The organism is Microaerobacter geothermalis (assembly GCF_021608135.1).
Taxonomy (GTDB): Bacteria; Bacillota; Bacilli; order DSM-22679; family DSM-22679; genus Microaerobacter; species Microaerobacter geothermalis.
In genome coordinates, this window is sequence record NZ_JAKIHL010000006.1 from 22,617 (window position 1) to 42,186 (window position 19,570).

General features: G+C 39.5%; 19 protein-coding genes. 9 read left to right on the forward strand and 10 right to left on the reverse strand.

What is annotated here, in order from left to right; genetic code table 11:
• Positions 1-7: 7 nt before the first annotated feature.
• Genes L1765_RS04810 through L1765_RS04835 form a run of 6 tightly spaced genes read left to right on the forward strand, consistent with a single transcriptional unit; the run spans position 8 to position 5,973 of the window.
• Entirely contained in the window at positions 8-997 is a 990-nt protein-coding gene (locus tag L1765_RS04810; RefSeq protein WP_236405519.1) for a glycosyltransferase family 4 protein, read from the forward strand.
• A gap of 26 nt (positions 998-1,023) precedes the next feature.
• A complete protein-coding gene (locus L1765_RS04815; protein ID WP_236405520.1) occupies positions 1,024-2,049 on the forward strand; it encodes a glycosyltransferase family protein in 1,026 nt (341 codons plus the stop codon).
• Entirely contained in the window at positions 2,046-3,053 is a 1,008-nt protein-coding gene (locus tag L1765_RS04820; protein WP_236405521.1) for a glycosyltransferase, read from the forward strand. Before L1765_RS04815 ends, L1765_RS04820 begins: the two co-directional genes overlap by 4 nt.
• Positions 3,054-3,055: 2 nt before the next feature.
• Complete coding sequence (locus L1765_RS04825; RefSeq protein ID WP_236405522.1) at positions 3,056-4,045, forward strand: glycosyltransferase; 990 nt, start codon at positions 3,056-3,058, stop codon at positions 4,043-4,045.
• Positions 4,046-4,051: 6 nt separating this feature from the next.
• Complete coding sequence (locus L1765_RS04830; RefSeq protein WP_236405523.1) at positions 4,052-4,975, forward strand: NAD-dependent epimerase/dehydratase family protein; 924 nt, start codon at positions 4,052-4,054, stop codon at positions 4,973-4,975.
• Positions 4,972-5,973: a glycoside hydrolase family protein gene (locus L1765_RS04835; protein WP_236405524.1), complete on the forward strand. Its 1,002-nt coding sequence runs from the start codon at positions 4,972-4,974 to the stop codon at positions 5,971-5,973. The genes L1765_RS04830 and L1765_RS04835 overlap by 4 nt, the downstream gene beginning before the upstream one ends.
• Positions 5,974-6,181: 208 nt before the next feature.
• Here the strand turns inward: L1765_RS04835 and L1765_RS04840 are convergent, their stop codons facing one another.
• Complete coding sequence (locus tag L1765_RS04840; RefSeq protein ID WP_236405525.1) at positions 6,182-7,090, reverse strand: NAD-dependent epimerase/dehydratase family protein; 909 nt, start codon at positions 7,088-7,090, stop codon at positions 6,182-6,184.
• 257 nt (positions 7,091-7,347) lie between these two features.
• Between L1765_RS04840 and L1765_RS04845 the strand changes: the two genes are divergently transcribed.
• Positions 7,348-8,499, forward strand: a complete 1,152-nt coding sequence (locus tag L1765_RS04845) for an NAD-dependent epimerase/dehydratase family protein (protein ID WP_236405526.1) — start codon at positions 7,348-7,350, stop codon at positions 8,497-8,499.
• Between the two features lie 17 nt (positions 8,500-8,516).
• On the opposite strand, the gene L1765_RS04850 is transcribed toward L1765_RS04845, so the two are convergent.
• The 5 genes from L1765_RS04850 to L1765_RS04870 all read right to left on the reverse strand — a co-directional run bounded on the left by L1765_RS04850 (position 8,517) and on the right by L1765_RS04870 (position 13,604).
• Positions 8,517-9,497 (reverse strand): phosphotransferase, encoded by a 981-nt coding sequence (locus L1765_RS04850; RefSeq protein ID WP_236405527.1) that lies wholly within the window; start codon positions 9,495-9,497, stop codon positions 8,517-8,519.
• A 9-nt stretch (positions 9,498-9,506) separates the two neighbouring features.
• Positions 9,507-10,505, reverse strand: coding sequence for a CotS family spore coat protein (locus L1765_RS04855; RefSeq protein WP_236405528.1), 999 nt, complete (start codon positions 10,503-10,505; stop codon positions 9,507-9,509).
• A gap of 95 nt (positions 10,506-10,600) precedes the next feature.
• On the reverse strand, positions 10,601-12,121 hold the full coding sequence (locus L1765_RS04860) for a glycosyltransferase family 2 protein (protein ID WP_236405529.1): 1,521 nt from the start codon (positions 12,119-12,121) through the stop codon (positions 10,601-10,603).
• Positions 12,122-12,126: 5 nt separating this feature from the next.
• The gene (locus L1765_RS04865; RefSeq protein ID WP_236405530.1) at positions 12,127-12,828 is read right to left on the reverse strand and encodes a PIG-L deacetylase family protein; all 702 of its coding nucleotides are present in this window, start codon (positions 12,826-12,828) and stop codon (positions 12,127-12,129) included.
• Between the two features lie 5 nt (positions 12,829-12,833).
• Positions 12,834-13,604, reverse strand: coding sequence for a HipA family kinase (locus tag L1765_RS04870; RefSeq protein WP_236405531.1), 771 nt, complete (start codon positions 13,602-13,604; stop codon positions 12,834-12,836).
• A gap of 495 nt (positions 13,605-14,099) precedes the next feature.
• Between L1765_RS04870 and L1765_RS04875 the strand changes: the two genes are divergently transcribed.
• On the forward strand, positions 14,100-15,284 hold the full coding sequence (locus tag L1765_RS04875; RefSeq protein WP_236405532.1) for a hypothetical protein: 1,185 nt from the start codon (positions 14,100-14,102) through the stop codon (positions 15,282-15,284).
• A gap of 70 nt (positions 15,285-15,354) precedes the next feature.
• Positions 15,355-15,642 (forward strand): hypothetical protein, encoded by a 288-nt coding sequence (locus L1765_RS04880; RefSeq protein WP_236405533.1) that lies wholly within the window; start codon positions 15,355-15,357, stop codon positions 15,640-15,642.
• A 55-nt stretch (positions 15,643-15,697) separates the two neighbouring features.
• Here L1765_RS04880 and L1765_RS04885 read toward each other — a convergent pair whose 3' ends face one another.
• The 4 genes from L1765_RS04885 to L1765_RS04900 form a co-directional block, all read right to left on the reverse strand.
• Positions 15,698-16,816, reverse strand: coding sequence for a glycosyltransferase family 4 protein (locus L1765_RS04885; protein WP_236405534.1), 1,119 nt, complete (start codon positions 16,814-16,816; stop codon positions 15,698-15,700).
• Positions 16,813-17,388, reverse strand: a complete 576-nt coding sequence (locus L1765_RS04890) for a glycosyltransferase family 2 protein (protein WP_236405535.1) — start codon at positions 17,386-17,388, stop codon at positions 16,813-16,815. Before L1765_RS04890 ends, L1765_RS04885 begins: the two co-directional genes overlap by 4 nt.
• 5 nt (positions 17,389-17,393) lie before the next feature.
• The gene (locus L1765_RS04895; protein WP_236405536.1) at positions 17,394-18,548 is read right to left on the reverse strand and encodes a glycosyltransferase family 4 protein; all 1,155 of its coding nucleotides are present in this window, start codon (positions 18,546-18,548) and stop codon (positions 17,394-17,396) included.
• A 134-nt stretch (positions 18,549-18,682) separates the two neighbouring features.
• A complete protein-coding gene (locus L1765_RS04900) occupies positions 18,683-19,369 on the reverse strand; it encodes a DnaD domain-containing protein (protein WP_236405537.1) in 687 nt (228 codons plus the stop codon).
• Between the last annotated feature and the right edge of the window lie 201 nt (positions 19,370-19,570).

Consider the following 19,570-nt stretch of genomic DNA (forward strand, 5'->3'; position numbering starts at 1 on the left):
GGATTAGATGAAAATCTATTATGTTGGTTTTTCTTCGTCATTATCCATGTACCAGCATTTTAATTTTTCCGTTATCAATACCTTTCAGCGTCTGAAAATACCCATTGAATGCCTTCCTCCTTGCGATTGGAGCAACAACATGAATCAATCCTTGGAAGCCGTTGAAAGAGCAGCTTCCGAAGCTGATGATATCTGGTTTATTTCCTATGCTCAAAATCCTGTGATCGATGTAATCAAGGACAAACCTGGTAAAAAAGTAACCCACCTTCACTCTTCCTCCCTTTTTCCTTATGAACCTTCTTCGAAATATCAGCCAAAATGCAAAATATTGGAAATTGAAAGACTAAAGTTTTATGACCTTATATTTGTCACCAGCGAGTGGGTAAAAGAAAATTTGTTAACGACTTACCCCAGTTTGGCAGATAAAGTGAAAGTAACCGGAATACCCCTGTCAAAATCCTTTCTAAGCCCATATATAAAAATAAAAAAACAACCCAATCTTGTCGTATTTATCGATAAGTTCGACGATGAACATAATCAAATGATTGAAATAGAATTGGGACGAAGATTGGTTGAAAAGGGATATGAGGTGGTTCACTTAAGTGAATATTCCATAGAGCAATTGTCCACTTTTTCAAAATACAATAAAGGATTAATCAATATCGCACAGCATTTGGGAATGACATTCATGGAGTGCCCTTCTCCAAAAATATTTTATGAAAACCTGGCAAAAGCCGCTTTTCTATGTTCTGCAACTTTAACGTATACCATCAATCTCAATCATTTATCCAGCCTTTATTTAGGTGTACTACCAATCTGGCCCAACCGGGGAAGCTTTAAAGAGATCCTCACCGAAGAAGACCTGTATCCACCCTACAATCTGGAAAAAATGATGGATAAAATATTGCATCCGGTCCGCCGGGAAGCTGATCTCTCATACCATTCTGCCAAACGCGTAATATCCCGCTATTTGGAACAGATACAATCATTATCTTAGGATGAATGGAAATCGGGTGAAGGATGATGTTGTATTTTTGTGGATACGAAGATACAGAAAACAGTTGGCAAAAAAATTTTAATACTGCCTTTTTAAGCGAGCTGGATCGTTTAAAAATCCCCTATAAACGGCTGCCAAACCGTGACTGGACAACCAAAGTGACAAAAGATTGGGAAGAAGCCATTCTTTCCATCGAATCAAAGGACACGGATATCTGGTTTATCGCCTGGGCTAAGAATCCGATCATGCATAAGCTAAAAGAGAAGTCAGGAAAAAAATATACCCGCATTGCCGGATTAGGAGCAAACCCCTATGAACAAGCGGTACTTACAGCGAACCAGGGCAATTTCCCAAAGGTAAAGGAACATGAAAAAAAAATGTTTTCCTTATTTGACGGGATATTTATGAACTCCTACTGGAGCATGAAACTTGCCAAAGAGGCTTATCCCCATTTAGTCGATAAATTTATTTATTCAGGGCAGCCTACGGATTTTAGCGACTTGGAAGAGGAGAAGAAAAAACGAAGATATATTCCAAAGTTAATTATTCTTAATTCACGCTTCATTATTGAAAGATTGCCTCTTATAGAAATAGAATTGGCCAAACGTTTGATCCGCGAAGGGTTCAGAATCTGGCATCTTCAAAGTGATGATAAAATCATGAATGAACGATTGGGCATTGCTCATTTGGTTAAACTTGCCGAAGAGAGTGGAATTGAGTTTATCCACACATCAACAAAGAAGGAATATTTTCAATTGCTATCCAAGGGTCAATTTCTTCTTTCCACTTCCATCTCTGAAATGATGCCGGTATCTGCCTGTGAAGCCATTTATATGGGGCTGATTCCGATTGTTCCTGACTTTGGTCCCTTCAAGGAAATTGTTCATCCAAATAATCGGTACCCCCAATACGATCTGGAGGCTGCTGTTCAGTTGTTAAAAAAGGAACCTCATGAAAACCACGATATATCTGATCATATGAAAGAAAACTCAGTTTGGCGTATGTTAACCTATATGAATGGAGTAGCTCCCACTTCTGCAGAAGAAAAGTGAATCTGGATGTGATGAAAATGATTTACTATCTTGGCTATACCTATGCCATGGACTGGCGAACCAATTTTAATGATTCCATTTTATCCGAGCTGAGACGCAGAAAGATTCCCCATCAGGTACTGCCGAACAGTGATTGGTCAAAGAAGCTGTCTCCCGATGAAGAAGATTTTATCTTGAGCATCAGTTCCAGAGACGAAGACATCTGGTTTATTGCATGGGTATATCACCCCATTATGAAAAAGCTGCAATTTAAAAAGGGAAAGAAGGTTTCAAGAATCGCCGGTTTAGCCTGCAACCCTTTTGAAAAAGCTTTTATCTATGGATTTGATATAAAAGATGCCCTTAAGGGGGAAGAATATTTTTTTTCTTTATATGATGTCATTCTCTTCAATTCCCATTATGGTCTTGAAATGGCAGCAAAACAATATCCCCGCTTATCTCACAAATTCTTCTATGTAGGAAGACCTACTGATTTTGAACGGTTATCACCCTACAAGGCAGAAACAAAAAAGGAAAAAACCATCGCCATTAACCACCGTTTTTCCATTGAAAAAATGGCGATCATTGAATTGGAATTAAGCAAGCAGCTAATCGACAAGGGTTACACAGTCTATCATTTTATGGGACCTGAGCAAAAAAGTGACTCTGCCATTTTTCAGACATTAATCGACATGGCGGAAAAAAACGGGGTTCAATTTTTGGTGACAACGAAAAAAGAAGATTACTACCGGCTGCTCTCCCAATGTTCAATGGTTGTCAGCACATCCATGTCTGACATGCTGCCCATGTCCATGTTTGAGGCGATTTATCTTGGTTTGATTCCCATCGCTCCCAATCATTTGTCCTTTACTGAGTTTATTCACAAAGATAATTTATATGAACCTTTCGACTTAAAACAAATCATTGGGATTATAGAAAAATCTCCCCTGAGGGACCATCCAGTATTTACACATGATAAAAGGGTCGTCATGGATAAGATCCTTTCCGTCCTAATGGAGGGATAACTTTGTTTCATTATATCGGATATCCTGAAAAAGCCGAACAAACCTGGGCCTATCAATTTAACGAAACTATTTTGAAAGAATTAAAGTCTTTGGACGTTCCGTTTACAAGTTGGCCAAACGGAAGATGGAGAGAAGAACAGGCAAACGAACTGAAACATACGGAAGCAAAGGAAACAGATGTATGGTTTGTTGCCCATCCGTTCCACCCGGCAATGAGATGGATTCAATCCAAAAAAGGGATCAAAATGACCAGAATCGCCGGAACAGCAGCAAATCCCTATGAAATAGGAGTAATCTATAATCAGACGAATCAGAAATTGGAAGAATCCCATTTATCCAAATTTGATCTGATCCTTACTCATTCCAAGTGGGCTCATTGCCTTGTCATCTCTGCTTATCCAAATCTGGCAGGTCGGTTTGCCCTTGTCGGCAGACCCACGGACTTCTCAGCACTAACAAAATATAAAAACATCCCCAAACAAAAAAATTGGATTGCGTTTAGCCAGCGCTTCTCCTATGACAAATTGTTTGTCATTGAAATGGAGACAACAAGAAGATTAAGGGAGAAGGGGTTTCAAATATTTCATTTAATTTCCGATCAAATGTACCATTCCCTTCATCCTTCCCTTTTGAAATGGGCCAAGTTGCATCATATTCAATTTCTCGTCAACAAAAACAGAGACGAATATTTGACCAGATTGTCACAAGCAGAAATTCTCATCACCACTTCCATTTCTGATATGCTGCCCATGTCTCTGTTTGAAGCGATTTATCTTGATGTGATTCCCGTCGCTCCTCAAATGATGTGTTTTCCTGAATTTATTCATCCCGATAATTTGTATCCGCCCTTTGATATCGATTTCATGATCAAACTGGCGGAAAAAAAACCAATCAGGCATCACCCCATCTCGTTTCATGAAAAGAAAGCTGTAATTCAGCGCATTTTACATGAATTAGAGAAAAGATTTGGCATAAAAACATCAAGAAGGTGATAACTAATGAAAGTCCTGATAACTGGCGGGGCCGGTTTTATCGGATCAAATATAGCAACTCTGTTATTATCTGAAGAAATTGAAGTGATTGTTATCGATAACCTTTCTACCGGGAAGCGAGAGAACATACCGGCAGGTGCTTCTTTCTATCAAAGGGATATTGTCTATGACGATTTGTCAGATATTTTTACAAAACATGTTCCGGACATACTTATTCATACGGCAGCACAGGTAAGCGTACAGGTTTCCCTAAGCGATCCCTTTTTTGATGCCAAAGAAAATATATTAGGGTCGATACGTATCTTGGAAATGTGCCGAAAATATGTAGTAAAGAAATTCATCTACTCTTCTTCCTCTGCTGTATACGGGGATATAGGAACACAATCCGCTGATGAAAACTTTCCTCCCAACCCTCCCAATTTTTACGGAGTTTCTAAATTTGTTACAGAGTATTATATCCGCTCTTATTCTTCCCTTTTCCATATCCCTTATGTGATCCTCCGTTACTCTAACGTTTATGGGCCAAACCAGGATGAAACTACAGAAGGTGGAGGGGTTATCTCCATTTTTGCTAATCATTTTGCCAAAGGTACCAGACCCATCATCTACGGGAATGGGGAAACAAAAAGGGATTTCATTTTTGTAAAAGACGTGGCAGCTGCCAATTTGGCGGCTCTTCACTTTTCTGGCAGCGATGTCTTTAATATCAGTTCCAACACGTCCACTTCTTTAATAGAGCTCATTAACAGATTGAACAAGATATCAAAGAAACAAATTGAACCTATCTACTTGCCCAAAAGAAAGGGAGATTTGCCATTTAGCTGCCTTCTCAATGAAAAAGCAAAGAAACTTTTAAATTGGAAACCCTCTTTTTCCCTAGATGAAGGACTGCTCATTACCTATTTAAGTAAGGAGGGTGGGAAAACATGAATATTCCTTCTGCTGATGTAAATTTTGCGAAACATTTTTCCGTTCACCCTATGGGAAACCCTCTCTTTTCCATTCCCAGATATCAGGCAAAGGGAATCGTTCATCCCGATGTTCTCCCAATGGAAGAAAAAAACTTTCTTATGGTTTATACCCCCTATCCTCCGGAAGAAAAAGAAAATCCTTGTTTGGTCTATTCTTCGGATCTCATCCATTGGAGGGATGAATCGGTGTCAAATCCATTGCTTACTCCTGATTCAAATGTATGGTGGAAGAATTGGCATCTGGCGGATCCGGATCTGCTGTTTGTCCCAGAACATAAACGCTGGTACCTTTTTTTTCAACCCCGCAGCCGTCAGGGGACCAAGGATCCCTATGGAAAGGATGTTTCCAGGCAATGCTTCATAGCAGTTGCTGTTTCAAACGATGGGATCCTTTTTGATGACTCCTCTGACAATCCCATATTAATCAGTTCCTTTCCCCATGAAGGGATAGAAGTAAGAGGTCCCTCGGTGTTGTGGAACTCAAGGGAACAGCAGTTTGAAATGTATTATGACAGCCGGGATCTCCACTCAGGAAGATATGTAATAAACCGGGCCATATCGAGAGGGGGAATTAACTGGAACAAAGATATCCGCAATCCACTCATTTCATTTCCTGACAAAGATATATGGCATCCATGTGTCCGTTTCTTCTCGGATTCCTACTGGATGTACGTCCCTGTTGGGCGTGTAAAATCCCAATCCAATTATGGAGACATTTGGCTGTTCACCTCCAAGGATGGAGTTGCATGGAAAAGTCAAGGCATCGTCATCTGCCATTCTTTGTTCCCATGGATGGCTCGAACCGCTTATCGTTCTTCATTTATACTGTTGGAGGATCGAATCCATCTGTTTGTTTCCGGTTTCGACAAACAGGGAATCGGCCATATCGGATACTTTATCTCAGCCAAAAAAGGCAAAGCCGTTGACTTTGCCTTCGGTGGAAAAGTGATTCTTTGAAGTGGAACTAAAGATTTGCACGTCCGCAAGTCCCCAAAAACATCTGGGCATTTCAAAGATGGAGTCAGTTTAAGGGCTAATTCCCGTTCTTCAGCCCCTCCGCTTAGCGGGAACTCAAAGGCTGTCCTTAACAAATTCTTTGATATGAAAATACCTTTTCATATCAATTTGTGACCCTTCGGGTCATGTAAGTTTAGTTCCGTCCATATTAGCTTAGTAATTCATCTATTGCTTCTGCTATCGTTCCTTTTGGCGAATACTGAAAGTCTCTCTCCAGTTTCGAAATATCACAGGTTAGAGATTGCAGGGTTAACTCCTGACCCTTTATCTCTGACTCCTTATATAAAATCTCAATCTCTTTATTTAACTTTCTTTTTGCCGCTCTGGCAACCTCTTCGGCAATCTCCTTGATACTTTTCGTTTCTGTCCCGGCCAGATTATATATCCCGTTATTTTTAGTTAAACCTTGTTCATAAATATGGATCACATCCCGGATATGAATAAAATTACGAACCTGATAGCCGCCCCCATAAATCGTTAATGGTTGATTATTTTTTGCGGCATTGCACATCGTATGAATCACCGAGTTTTTTTCCGAGTAACCTTTGCCGCAAAGATTGGATTGTCTAAATATCAAATAATTAATTTTATATGTTTCCCCATATGAAATGATAAGCTGTTCGGCCCAATACTTTAAAAATCCATAAAAATTGTAGGGGCTGACCCTGGTGTTTTCATTAATGACCGTCTCATCAGGGGCATAAACGGCAAACGATGAAGGAAAGATCATCTTTTTTAGCTGATAATTCCTTCCTGCTTCCAGTAAATATTTGACACTTAATAAATTGCTGAGAACAGCCTCTTTGCTCTCCTTTTCACACGTGGGAATTCCGCTTACCGCCGCACAATGGACGAGGATATCCACACCCTCCATGATCTGAAAAACATCATTCCTGTTTGAAACATCGGCACATTGAATGGGTATATCTCCTATATGCTGAACCTTGCCCGCAGAAAAGTTATCTACCCCTTTTAGATTTGAAGAATCAAAGATTTTAGAAAAGTGTTCGATTAACATAGAGCCCATATATCCAGCAGCGCCGGTAACCAAAATCATTTCCATCACTCCTTCGATGTAATCTATGAAACTTCAAGGAGAAAGGTATCTAAGTAATGGAAAATTGGGCATCATTTGGAATTTTTAGGCGGTACAATCCTTTTAAGAAATTAATATCCTATATGGAAGGAACTAAACATCCATGACCCTACGGGTCACAAATTGATATGAAAAGGTATTTTCATATCAAAGAATTTACTAAGAATAGTGCTGTACGTGTAAATCTTTAGTTCCGCTTCAATAAAGGAGGGACTTACATGGTGATTGTCACAGGAGCAGATGGCTATATCGGCTGGCCAACGATGTTAAAATTAAGCAAATCTTTTCCCAAAGAACGAATCGTTGGAATCGATCATTTCGGGAGGCGCAAATGGGTAGAAAATATCGGTTCAGTCAGTGCCATACCCGTAGCAGATATGAAGACACGCATAAACGCTGCCAGGGAATGGGGATTTTCCAATCTTCATTTTATTGAAGGAGATTTAACGGACAAGAATTTTACCTATGAAATTCTCCAAGTGTTTAAACCAAAAGTCATCATCCATCTTGCAGCCCAGCCTTCAGCTCCCTTTTCCCATATCAACGGTCAAATGGCTACTTTTACCCAAGAGAATAATAATGGGATGCTAAGGAATATTTTATGGGGTATGAAAGAATCAGGATTAACGGATACTCACCTGATCACGACAACGACAACAGGGGTATACGGAGCTCCTGAATTTACCATTCCTGAGGGGTTTCTTTCTATTAAGAATGAAGAAACAAAGCAAACGGATATCATACCTTATCCTGGAATGGCGACATCCTGGTACCATATGAGCAAAGCCAATGATATTAACAACTTATATTTGGCCCACCATTTATGGAAACTGCCTATTACAGACATTCGAACTTCTATTGTGCTGGGAACCGAAACCTCCGAAACAAAGATCGATTCCAGATTAGCCACCCGATTTGATTTTGATTTTTATTTCGGTGTGGTACCCAACCGTTTTTGTGCCCAGGCTTTGGCCAACCACCCCATTACCATTTATGGGAAAGGAGAACAAAAAAAGCCGATGATTACCCTTGAAGATGCTGTCATCTCCATTGTAAACGCGGCTGACATGGAAAAGGATGCGACCTTTGAAGTCTTTAATCAAGCATCCATCTGGGTCAGTCCCAAAGATTTAGCTCTCGCTGTTCAGCAAGCATGCCAAAAGGTAAATATTTCGGTAAACATCATTCATATCGAAAATCCCCGGAAAGAAAAAGAAGTACATGAGATGAAAATGCAAAACAGCGGATTTCTCAGCAAACTGCTAAAAAAATCCCCGCAAAGCCTTCAGGAGGGTATCGATCACATGATTCAATCACTCCTGCCTTTCAGGGAAACAATTATTCAATATCAAAGCAGATTTTTAAATTGACATCCATAGTTAGACTATTAAAGCCTTGAAAACACTCGGTATTTTCCTTTTTCCCATTGGATGGTATTTGAAAGCTGCTCCGGAGTTGTCCGTCCTCCATTGCTTAAACGGGTAAGCAGATGGTAATAAATGGTGGGAAGGGCTAATCGCTGTATTAATAACCCTTTAAGAGGTTTTGTCAGAGGAAATACTTTCAGATAAGACGATAACCATAACTCAACATCTTTTGGGGAAATGATTCCATGTCTGGCGGTCTTTATAAAAATTTGCTCAACATCCACAGTAGGAAAATTGTAGGTCAAATCATCAAAATCAATCAGATAGGTGTCCCTTCGGGTGAGCAGCACATTAATATCGGCAAAATCATTATGGGCGATATAGCGCCCCTTGCTTTCCTCCTGTAAGTCTCCGCCCTTCATAAATTCCTGCAATTTGTCTATCCCTGCTTTCGTTCTTTCCACCATCCAGGAATGATGCTCTTTAATTAACTTCCTTACCGATGGGGGCTGATTCCTCATTTTTTCGTTTAACTGCACCAGCTCATTTAACATCCTCTGTTCCTGGTTTGTATTTAAACGATATCTCTCTAATTCCAAATCCGGCGAAGACGGTATAAATCCCTTTCCTCTTTTGTGAAAATTTGCCAAAGATTCCATACATCTAATGACATGTTCCTTTTTGTTCAGTTTAAGGGGATAACTCCCTGATATCCATTCAAACAAAACATAAACGGTTCCCTTCTGACCTAATGAATAGAAAAGACCCTCCTTATTTCTTATCAGCCTGGGAATTTTAACCCCATTGTTGATTAAATATTCCTGTCCTTCAAAGGAAAATTGATAGGTTTCAAAGGGATTATTGTATCTTTTAAAACAAAAGGGGCCTTTATTGGTTTGGACATACCAGACTTTTCTTTTTCCCCTTTGCCTTAACAATTGGTACTTAAGGGGCTTTAGCTCATAATGACGTTTCAATATTTCAGCATCCCTGTTTTCCATCTTTTCACCTCAATATCGGATATTCTCCAATACGTTCTGTTTTTGCTTCTCAAATTGGATGATCTTTTCCAATGTTCGAGGAGAAACAGATTCCCCTTTACCAATCATTGTTCTTAACACCCTAAACAGATGAGAGGGAATCATCATTTCGATCACCATAACCTTTTTTAATTCAGTGGATAAAGGATTTTCCTGTTCATAATAGGAAACAATTTCCTTAAAAAGGTTTTCATTTATGCCGTGCTTTCTAAAGCCCTTTATAATCATTTTCTGCAGTTCTCTAATCGGCAAATTATACGCCATACCATCCAGATCAATGACATACCCTTTATTGCCAACCATTAGAGCATTAGGCTCACCAAAATCTTCATGGGTCAAATTTCTCTTTTCTCGGGCTTTCTTCAGCAGCTTATCATAACCCACTTCTTCCAGTTTTTTAATGGCTACTTCTAATATACGAAGGGAGGAAGGCAGATAATTGCCAACTGCCTTTTTACATTCCTCACTCAACCCCTTTACTTCTTCAACCATTGCTCCCACATCTTGATATAAACTTTGGTAGCTTCTTATTCCTTTACCTAACCGCCATTTCTCTTCACATTGAACCGGAGGGACATATCCTTCCGATGTCTTATGAAATAACGCAAGGCCCCTTATTGTCTCCCTGAATTCAAGTTTGTTTTGAAAATTTGGATTGCGGGAATTACGGAACCAGTTATATGCTGTATACACACGTTCACCGACTTGAACATAAGGTATATTCTTTTTCGATTTAAGAACCCTGGGCACTCTCGCACCTTTATCTAATACGTACATTTGTCCGTAAATAGAGAACAAGAGTTTTTCAAGGGGGTAGTGAGAACGTTTTAAAGCGATATCTCCCTGATTTGTTGATACTTTCCATAGTATTTTCCGGCTTCCTTCCCCTTGAATCACACGAATATGCTTCATATTATAGGGAAAATGCTCAAATACTTTTTTCCCTTCTTCCAAAAGATGGTTGTTCATATGGAGTCAACTCCCTTTCAACTAAAAGTGGAACTAAACATGCATAATCCGAAGGATGTCAAATTGATATGAAAAAGTATTTTCAAATCAAAGATTTAGTTCCGTTCAAATTGCTTAATCCTATTACCTGACTGATAAAATGTAATCTTTTTTTCCTGTTTGTTTATGGTGAAAGTCCCACAGATGTCCCACCTATGCAAAGCTTGAAAAATGATGGGGAGAATAATCGTCCAGTAAGGTTTTTTCTTATTTCGTCCGATGCGATAAATATTGTAGTAAGCTCCTGGGATATAAGAGAACTTGTATGTTTCTATAAGTCTGAGGAGAATGGCAAAATCTTCATAAAGCCTTCCTTCGGAAGGATAATCCGTTGGCCAACCTCCTATTTTTCTTACTGCTTCGGCTCGTAAGAATCTAGGTCCATGGGGCCGAAGTTGTGACAAAAAGAAAAGGCGGTCTTTTATGGGATAGCCCTTGCTTAGTCCAGAGTACCGAAGGGGGACAAACTGCCCTTTCCGAAAAACCCTTCGGTCCCCATACAAATAAGCCACTTCAGGTTCTGTTTCTTCCATAATGGAGACATATACTTCTACGCATTCCGGATCCAGCCAGTCATCACCATCCACTTCCAGCAGATATTTCCCTTCAGCCAATTGCAGCCCCTCGTTCATTGATTTTCCTTTTCCCACATTTTCTGCACGGCTGATATAACACACTTTTTTTCCGCAACTCCTGATAAATTGTGTAATAATTTGATCCGTCCCATCAGTGGAACCGTCATTGATCAGGATAATCTCCATGTTCCTATAAGTTTGCAGTTCCAGACTTTCCAACATTCTGTACAGATTCTCTTCTTCGTTATAAACGGAAGAAAGAACAGACACTTTAGGCATTGTACTGATTTCCGAATCATTTTTTCTTGGATGAATAACGTAGTATTGGTTGTTAAAGGAAAATGAATGAAGCAAACCATATTTTTTAAGAAACCTTGCCAATCCTGTTTTCTTTAAAGGCCATATTGCTTCCCATTGCATGCTGCTGTCATAGAATTGTTTGTGACACAGCATCACCGGAAGTAATTCCATTTTTACATTTTTGGGGACAGATAGAAGAGATTCTACAATAAACGACTTGAGATTGATCTTTTCCAATATAGTTTTTCGCCATAGGATGAGCGACAGAGGGGACCATTCATTCAAAATTTTTATCCTTTGTTTTAGCCAATCTTCTACACCGACACGTTCCCATCCTTCGGTCACATAAGGAAAAGGAAATCCCGAAGAAATCAAGAGATCGCTCTGATTCATCCTTATCGTTTCAAGCAATGAAGAGAAGGCATAAGGATATATTTCCACAGAGGGTGATAGCAGGAGGATATATTCACCTCTGGAAAGGTGGATTAATGCTTTCTTCCAATCGCTACGGCCGCTTTCGGACTGAACAGGATACCAGAAGATTCTCTTATCTGAAGTCTCAAAATCCCCCTTCTTTACCGAATCACTGAAAATAAACATTTCCCAATCTTGAAACGACTGTTGCAGAACACTTGATATAAAGTAATCAAAAGGTTTATTTTTCTTATCCACGAACAAACCGATTGTGATGGATGGAAACATTGTAATCACCCATGTAAACGAACAATTTGAAAAGCCTCTGCGCAATATTCGTAAATGTTTTGCCCCCTAAATTGGGCCTTAACCGTTTGCGAATGCGGATGAACTGGGTGCCGTTCCTTTCCCAGTTGGGTTTTGTAGGCACTTAATGCCTTCTTCTTTCTATCCATTTCCTCGTTAGTGAGAGGAACATATAGATTAGGCTGGAACATCAGCTCTCCATCGGTTTCATAAACAATGACTGAGCCATTCCAAAAATAGGGCCTAGCCACGGTCATCCCCACTTCATGAAGAATGACATGATCCTGATGTTTGGTTAGAGACGGAATATACATTATAGTGGGTTTAAAGTCGCGGATATGTTCCTCTATTTTGGTAACCAATCTTATCTTTGGCAATATATCCAGTTGGCTGTGGTATTGAATCATTTCTGAATCATCCACAAAAAGAAAATGGAAATCAGTAATCCCAAGAATCCTGAAAGCTTCCTGCATTTCTTTGATTCTCTCCTTACCGCTGTATACCTTGTATTCTTCATTTTCTTTTTGGTATTTGATGTATTGTCCCATCACAAATGAGGCAATAAGTATCCTGACCTGGCTGTTGTACTTGATATATTTTTGGATTACTCCTCCGCATCCAATGGTTTCATCATCGGCATGGGGAGCCAAAATTAACACCCGCTGACTTTCATAATTGAAACTGTTCAATGATATCACTCCCGCCTTTTCACCCACTCGCTAATCATGAATGACAACTTCTTTTGACGATGAATAAGGAGATTATAAATCAGTAATCTTTCTGACTCAGTTACAAATTGCTTGGGCACATCATGGATGATTTTTCTGATCGATAAGGAAGAAATACTTTCAATTCTTTGGATGCAGCGTCTTACATATCCGAGATTTTGCCGAACAAGGGGTCCCACACCGCTGGGAGGTCTGTAATATCGATGAATCTGATCCCAATAGGGTTCGTTGTATTTGTGCTTCTCCCACTTTAAATTGGCGTCATGAAGACAATGATTATGGTCAATCAAATAGATTTGGTACTTGGGGTGGGTTTCGTCTTTGTAAACAATCATATTTTTGTTTGTTCCTCTGTCGGTATTACAAGTCCACACATCAAACACAAACATGTTAATCAGATGCTTGGGGGATTTAAAATACTTGGGAATATTTTCGTAAACATGATTCGGCAATTGGTCCCATCGGGTAAGAAATGGAACATTTTTGACGATGGATACGACTCCCTCCATGCCGTTTACGGTTGCATATTCCAATTTGTGCATCGGTAATTTGACCAATTCTCCCAGTTTTACCGCAATCATTTCATTGGCAACCATAGGACCAGCGTAAGGAATGTTATGTCTCTTCAGGAATTTGAAATAGCCATGTTCAGTAACTCCATCTTTTTCTCTTTTTACTCTCCAAACATACCCTTGATACTTCTGGGAATATTCCTCTACAAATATCCAGTTGGACATTTCTTTCTCTCCTCATTATAGAAGTCAGTTTATTCTATATAGGTTTAAAACTAAAGATTTACTATAACTTATGAAAACCATGGATAAAAGGCACGGCATTTGTCATGGCTTAAATACACTCACACTTTTTATTTAAAAATGGGCTATCAACCCATCACTTTTTAACGTTGAGTGACTATAGTAGATTAAAACAAGTGTATATAGACTGAACTAAACATACATGACCCGCATGGTCACAAATTGATATGAAAAGGTATTTTCATATCAAAGAATTTACCGAGGACATCCGTCCAGGTCGTACTAAGTGGAGAGGCTAGAGAACGGGCATTAGCCCTCAAACTGACTCCACCTTTGAAATACCCAGATGTTTTTTGAGGGCTCCGTTCTTTAGCCTCGAAGCTGACTTTTATCCTTCTTGCTAGAACTCGACCAACGGACGTGTGAATCTTTAGTTCCACATCTATAGTTTTCAAGACAGAAAGGAAGGGAAAATTCTTGTCAAAGGATTACATCTCGGTTTCTTCCGGAAATAATGAAATTGTAAACCTGCCGGAAAGCAAAGACGATCACTTTTATGTTGGGTCATCGGTAACCCTGTCAAAAAACTCCAAAATTAAATCCTTTCATATCCACATTGAGGATCATGTGAACATCGGGAAACATGTGGAAATTGAATGTGAAGAGCTATTCTTGGGTAAAGACGTGTTCATCGGAGATCATAACAAGATAAGAGGAAAGAGAATATCCATTGGAAAGCATAGCAACATCTTGGAGAATAACCACATTACTGTTGCCGAAGAGTTTCAACTTGGAGATTGTTCAACCTTTGGTAGAGGATGTCAAGTTGTTTGTCGCAAATTACAAATCGGCCGTTTTTATTATGGAGGAAACGAAATAGATTTTGGCGGAGGAGGAACCCTTAATCCCAATTCCATTTTTATCATGGGCGACTATGGTTTTTTGGGAAACCGGTGCATTGTAAATACTTCAGACAGAATTACCATCGGCGATGATGTAGGGATTGGAGCAGAAGTGATGCTTTGGACCCATGGGGCCTACTTATCCATACTTGACGGATTTCCTGCTGATTTTGCGCCGCTTCAAATCGGTTCTCATGTATGGATACCGGCTAGAAGTGTCATCTTGCCCGGAGTAACCATTGGGTCCAATGTAGTCATCAGTATCGGCTCTGTGGTAAACCGAGATATCCCCACAGGTGTTATGGCAGGCGGCATTCCTGCCAAGGTGATAAGGGAACATTATTATCCCAAGGCGCTCTCCCCGGAAAAAAAAGACATTTTACTAAGACAAGTATTGCATGACTATATCCCGTTATTGGAATATAAGGAATTACTGCCTCAGGTTGTTGAAGAATCAGATCAACTCATTCATATCAATGTAAAAAATTCCCATCAACTTCTTTACGCTCCGAAAGGGGAATCATTGAAATGCAAGCTGGAACCAAACAGAAAACCTCTCATTATCACTTTTCATCCTCATGAAACATACCCCTTAAACAGCACTCTGTTCAACCTTTCTACCTTTGAAATCACAGGTGAAATGGATGACGTTGCAGAGGATTTAAGGGATTATCTGCGAAGACGGGGAATCAAGTTTTACACCGATCAAAAATTCACCTCCATCATCCCCCCGCCATTCAAAAATCATCTGAAAAAATAGTTGTTCATTTATGACTTTTTCTATTCCCTATCATAAGTTCAGCATACTATGATAATGGGAGGGAAATGGAATGAGTCAAAATGGAAATTTAAAAAATATTAAGAAGGAGCCGGATATTCTAAGACTTTTAAGAAATAAAAACCTTGAAATTGTTGCTGCAGCCCTCCTCATTTCTGGCGAACTAAAAGTGGACAATATCACTTTATCTAGGGAAGGCGAAGTTACATTGGAACTCATAGGCAAATTTAAAAAGGTGGACAATAAACAAGTGATGGAATTATACAATTTTCTAAAAAAGAATGGAGATATGACGATGGATGATGTATTTGAAGCATTTAAACGTAGAATGGAAGATTAATCCAATGACAAATAAAAACATTCTTCCAAAAAAATGAAGCCCAGTCTTTTCTGGGCTATTTGTTTGTTAATTTCCGATACAACGCCAAATATTGATCTGCCGTATTGGACCAGAAATATTTTTTTACAAGTTTTAATCCTGCTTTGCCCCTCGATTTTGCTGAGCTTTGATTTGACAAGAGATGATGAATGGCTTCTGCCATTTCCTGAACGTTTTTCGGTTTTATCTTCATCACTACAGAACGTGACATATCTTCAGCAACTCCTACTGCAGTAGTAACAATGACAGGAACGCCATGGGCCATGGCTTCTAACACGACCATTCCAAAAGATTCATAATAACTGGGCACAATAACAATACCAGATAGACTGTAAACATTAGATAATTTTCTCTGTTCCATCCAAGAATGAAAAACAACTCTTTTATCCAAATGATACTTCTTTATTAACCCCTGGATATGACGCCTATATGAAGAGGAACCGTCTCCCACTACATGAAGGACTGTCCTCGGATGCTTCCTCACTACTAAGGGAAGGGCCCGAATTACGGTTTCTAACCCCTTAGACCAGGCCAACCGTCCCACATATAACAAGTGATAGAGATTAGCATTTTTTCTTCTGGGTATATCAATTTCTGCTATCCCGTTGGGAATAACGGTTACCTTACTTTCCCAAAGTGGATAGTGTTTGAGCAATACTCTTTTTTCCATGTTGCTTGGACAAACAATGGAATCAGCGGTTTCATATAATTTTTCCTGTTGTTTGACCACCAATAACTGGTCAGGATTTATTCTCCCCTCAGCCTCTTCACGGCCGATGGAGTGGCTGGTATAAATCAAAGGTACTCTATAATGAGACTTCAAATTCTTTCCCAGCTCCATTCCCTGGACACATTGAATATGAATAAGATCTGGGGAAATTTTTTTTAAATATGGGGAAATACTCTCAGGAATCATCTGTCTATTTTGATAAAATCGAGTTATTTTGGGAAAGCGAATCACTTTAAATTTTCCTTCATGGCTAGACACGTAATCTCCTGACCTTCTTAAGCTCACAACGGTTACCTGTATTCCTTTTTTGACCAACTCCTTTACCAATTGGGTGGAGACAATGCCCAATCCTCCAACAATATCCGGTTCAAATTCGGAAGTAATCATAAGGATGGACCGCGTCATGTGGCCACCTCATTTCTATCTATTTCTAACTCAATTGGAAATTGCCCCCATTTCCTTCTGTAATGCTCCCTGTTTTGGATGATGATTTTTTCCAAATCTTGCAGAGGGACAGAGAGTATTGGAGGCAATGGCGAGGGCAATTCATGCTCCAAATAATGAATGGAACTTCCGTTATTAATTAACCGGTGATGCCAGTCCACATCATCATAAATTCCAAGACCATATCCCACATCCACCCTACCAACCTTCTGAAAGATCTCTCTTTTTACACAAAGGCAGGAAAATATGTCCTTTAACCCATATAATGATGTACAGTCCACCATTGGATTTGAAAGAAAAGGTTGAACTAGTCGATTTAACTGTTCCTTTCTCAGTTCAATCCGAAAATCGTTAATGACACAAATCTCACCGCTGCTCTCCTGAAAAAAATGATTAATGGTTTGGGGCCGACCCCAGTCTAAATTACATTCCATTTGATCCAGGATAAGATAATGATCTCCCTCATCATTTTCCAAAAAACAGGGGGAACTCCCGATTTCCCTTCGAATAAATAAAATGCTTACCGTTAGCATATCGATTATCTCCTTCCGCGCAAATGGATTCTACGGTAGGATTGGATAAACATATGGATTGCTTTTGACCACTCATATAGGTTTTCCACTAAGGTTAAAGCATTTTTTCCCATTCGTAAATTCAGATCTCTTTCCTCAATTAGCCGGGCTGCGTATTGGGGAAATTCTTCATGCCAGCGTTCAGGATTGATTAAGAATCCATTGAAGCTGTGCCGAACCATCTCAGGAATTCCGCCAACCATCGTTGAAATCACCGGAATTCCGCTAATGGCCGCTTCCAGGTTAACCAGACAGTAAGCCTCTTTTCCAATCGATGGCGTCACAACCATGTCTGCTATCGGATAAACGGAGATGACTTCGTTGGGAGGCAAATAGTTAAGAAACGTAACATGTTCCTTTAACGGGACGGTTTGTTTATGCAACTGATTCACATAATTGGTTTCCAGTTGTTTTCCATAGTAACTAGATCCCACCACAACCAAATGCAAATCGGGATATTGTGTGATCAAAAAGGGCAATGATTCCAGCAGAAGATGGAGGCCTTTCTCTGGTATTAACCTTCCGACAAACAACATCACATGCTTTCCATGAAGACGCAGTTTATCTCTCCAATAATTGCGCCAAGCTTTCCCTTCCTCTGAAAAGCGGGAAACAAATTGATGATGTGGAATTCCAAAATAATTGACATATATGGGAGTCTTTACTTCAGGAAACTGGTATTTCAACTGTTCTTTAATAAAAAAACTGTTTACGAAAATCACATCAGCATTGGACAAAGCCTCAAGGGCCATTTCCTGATTGAGGTTTTCGATAAAGGTTAAGGAATGAAGACTTAAGATCATTTTCGCCTTTGGCCATCTTTTCTTAAGCCAAAGCAAGTACATAGGCCGGTTCTCAATCTGGATCCATGTGGATGGCTCTTTTATCAGATGTCTTTCTATCTGTTGTAGATACTGGCGGCTACCGCGCACGGGGATTCGAATATCTTTTCGGTTTCCTCTTCTTTGTATTGCCGGAAGACCATTTACCTTTCTGCTGAAAACGGTCACCTGTCCATGATCAGCTAAATAATTTCCCAGCTGATGTACGGAAATTTCCACGGAAGTCCCTTTCAATGGCGGTACCGGAAATTGACCCGGGGTAACGATCGCAATCTTCACTTTCATCCTCCATTTCTTGTTTTCCATATCTTATGATAGGTAAATTGAATGGAAACGGTACAAAAAACTATTATTACGAACAAAAAATCATCTGGAATACATTCTCCAGACGATTTCGTTTCACCATATTTCATTTAATTTTCAAGCCAATTGTAAAAGGTAAAGGGAATGTCTTCTGTTTGGGGTTCTTTTTTGATTTTGATAACTTGCTTCTCCCGAAACTTCATGGAGTAATTTTTAGCTTCCTCTGCTGTTTTTATTCCATTCTTTTGCCACTCCAGGAGAATGCGGTCAATATATTTGATGGTTACTTTTCCCGAATAAACCGCTTCCCGCAATGCAGATACGATCAACTCACGGGAATAGCCATCCTGATCCTGCCATAAGGTAATGGTTTCACATTCCATGGGGGACAAAGGTCTGCCAAATTCATTTTCAAATAACGTATATAAATCGGTTTCCAATGGTTGCTGTAAGATTCCATGATTCTCTATCAAGATGTTGACCAATTTTTTGTACAATGGGGTTAGATCATAATACTCATGACGAACTCCCGAGTCATCTTCTCTCTCTTCTATTGACAGGAATCCATTCCAAACCAATCGATGAACCATTTTAAATATTTTCTTGATATCCGTTGACATTCGCTGTTCAAGTTCTGCTGCCGTCGGAAAGTTTATCCCTTCTGATTTAAAAGATAAAATATGTATTAATAGAAACACTTCTTCATCTAAGATTCCCAATTCTTTATAATGTTCTAAAAGAAGATTGGGAATGGTGGTGCACCGCTGTCGCAACAAATCTACCAATATCTTCTCCATTCTAAACACCTCAAAACAATTATAACAGAGGTTCAGGCAAAAAAAGAGTATTGACATATAAAAATGGTGCATTTTACCCATGCACCATTTTATAAAATCAAGCCTCAATTCTTCTAAGAATGTGGAACTAAAAATTCACACGTCCGCTAATCGAGTTCGTTCAAGAAGTAATTCATTTCCGCTTCAAGGCTAAAGAACGGA